This is a genomic window from Streptococcus intestinihominis, from assembly GCF_046824975.1.
Lineage (GTDB): Bacteria > Bacillota > Bacilli > Lactobacillales > Streptococcaceae > Streptococcus.
The window spans coordinates 298,669-300,446 of sequence record NZ_JBKQBL010000001.1; the positions used below are offsets into that span (position 1 = coordinate 298,669).

The 1,778-nt window shown below is 39.8% G+C and carries 3 protein-coding genes and 1 pseudogene; 1 reads left to right on the forward strand and 3 read right to left on the reverse strand.

All coding sequences use genetic code 11. The features are described from left to right. Nucleotides 1–143, forward strand: a pseudogene (locus ACLOR3_RS01560) (site-specific integrase); the annotation flags it as partial. Nucleotides 144–246: 103 nt separating this feature from the next. On the opposite strand, the gene ACLOR3_RS01565 reads toward ACLOR3_RS01560, so the two are convergent. From ACLOR3_RS01565 to ACLOR3_RS01575, 3 genes are all read right to left on the reverse strand, one after another. Beyond that, nucleotides 247–603, reverse strand: a complete 357-nt coding sequence (locus tag ACLOR3_RS01565) for a class Ib ribonucleoside-diphosphate reductase assembly flavoprotein NrdI (RefSeq protein ID WP_270615916.1) — start codon at nt 601–603, stop codon at nt 247–249. Continuing rightward, nucleotides 604–951 (reverse strand): hypothetical protein, encoded by a 348-nt coding sequence (locus ACLOR3_RS01570; protein ID WP_061564378.1) that lies wholly within the window; start codon nt 949–951, stop codon nt 604–606. 199 nt (nt 952–1,150) lie between these two features. Continuing rightward, complete coding sequence (locus ACLOR3_RS01575; RefSeq protein WP_061564379.1) at nt 1,151–1,717, reverse strand: TetR/AcrR family transcriptional regulator; 567 nt, start codon at nt 1,715–1,717, stop codon at nt 1,151–1,153. Nucleotides 1,718–1,778 lie beyond the last annotated feature (61 nt).

Genomic DNA, 1,778 nt, shown 5'->3' on the forward strand with positions numbered 1-1,778 from the left:
GACAGGCTGGAACATCATTAAATGCTATTTCAGAAGCACTTACTCATAGTGATATCCAAATAACAAAGACTTATGTCAATACTACTGAAACAGTAAATCAAACAGCAGGAGAAATAGCCTTTAGAAGTCTTAAAAAGCAATAGGGTGAACTTGGGGTGAATTTTGGGGTGAACTCTAGTTTTTTGAATAAAAAAAGACATCCAAGAGAAAATTCTTGAATGTCTGTTTATACAAAACTTGATGAGACTAGCACTCCGCCAAAAATGCCTGCACAGTCTTGACATCTTCTGAACTACCGCCTTGGTCAATATCGCAGATATGCTGGAGCCCATATTTTTCGATAATCAAGGCAGTCGCTCCGCAGAAGGTCCGGCCGTGTTTAACAGAGTCACCATTGTTAACAAAACCTTTAATCAGCCCAGGATGCTTCTTAATAAAGCGTTTGGTAGACCACGGAATTTTCCCAGCACCAGCATTTCGAGTAATGAGAATACAGGGCTCTTCCAGTTTCTCCTTGATGCTCTGGGTCGGATAGCCCGTTGATTCTGCAAATCGTTTTCCAATACCAGTATTTGAATCATAAACTACAATCATCTTCATCACCTACTTTCTTAAAAAAAGAATAGCAAACCAAGCCGCAAAGCCTAAAACCACAACATCAGAGATGAGCATAAGCATAAACTCTAAATCTGGCATCATGTGAATGTAAATCAGCAATGACAAAGTTGTCAAAGCCAGTGCTATCAGCTTAGCAACTGCCGGCAAGCCCGGAATCAAAGCAGCTCCGATTAGGACAATGATGAGACCTCCGACTAAAAATGACTGAAAATCCACACTTAAACTAAAACCAACTGTCGCACCGCCGTAGCCAATGGTCAAAAGACCAATTGCGACCAGACAGATACCCAAAATAGCCATTCCACTCATAGCAAATCCTCCTTGCTTATTCATTCTTTTCCTCACTTTCTATTTTTGAATAAACGCTTCCAAATATTCATTCAAAGCTTTTTAAAAAATAATTCACTTTATACTTATGCAATCACATTTCTTCCCATTCCTATTCGGACTACATAAGCCATCACCTCCTTTGTTCGTGAATGAATGGTTATATAAATTCATTCACGTCTACTTCCAAGAAAAGGAATTTCCTCTATTTGGAAAAAATTCCCTTAACAAAATATTTCACTAAAGTCTCAAGACTATCGAAGTAGCCTGAAAACTCCTGCTCTGTGACATGCATGTCTATGTAAAAAATCAAGTCATAAACCTTCATGATCTCAGCTATTTTCTCCTGCGAAAAGCCCTCTTCCTGCAAGCGCTGGCTGAAGGTCTGAATCAGAAACTGATGAAAGGCATTGGATGCTCGTCCGGAATCCTGATTATAGTAATCGTGCAGAATCTGGGAAATGCCTGGCTTGTTCCACTCAGCCAGAATTTTATTGGGTGAAATCAATTCAAAAGTGACTGCAAAAAGCTGTTCAACGATTGTCTCGGGCTCGCCCCGCCAGTCTACGCGTTGCATGATTCCCTCACGTATACGGCTATTTTCAGCTACATAAACCTCCAAGAAGATAGCTTCCTTGGACTCATAATACTTGTAAAAGGATCCGACAGCCATACGGCTCTTCTTAGCAATATCAGAAATTCCAGCTGCCTTATAGCCTTTTTCTGCAAATACTTCCCTAGCCGCAGCCAACAGCTCATTTTTTTTATCCATTTCTATGCCTCTTTTATGAATGAATTAATCTGTATATTCATTCACATTATAACACATTCTT

Coding starts and splice junctions, on each gene's coding strand:
- ACLOR3_RS01575 (WP_061564379.1), bottom strand. CDS start 1,717: ATGGATAAAAAAAATGAGCTGTTGGCTGCGGCTAGGGAAGTATTTGCA.
- ACLOR3_RS01570 (WP_061564378.1), bottom strand. CDS start 951: ATGAATAAGCAAGGAGGATTTGCTATGAGTGGAATGGCTATTTTGGGT.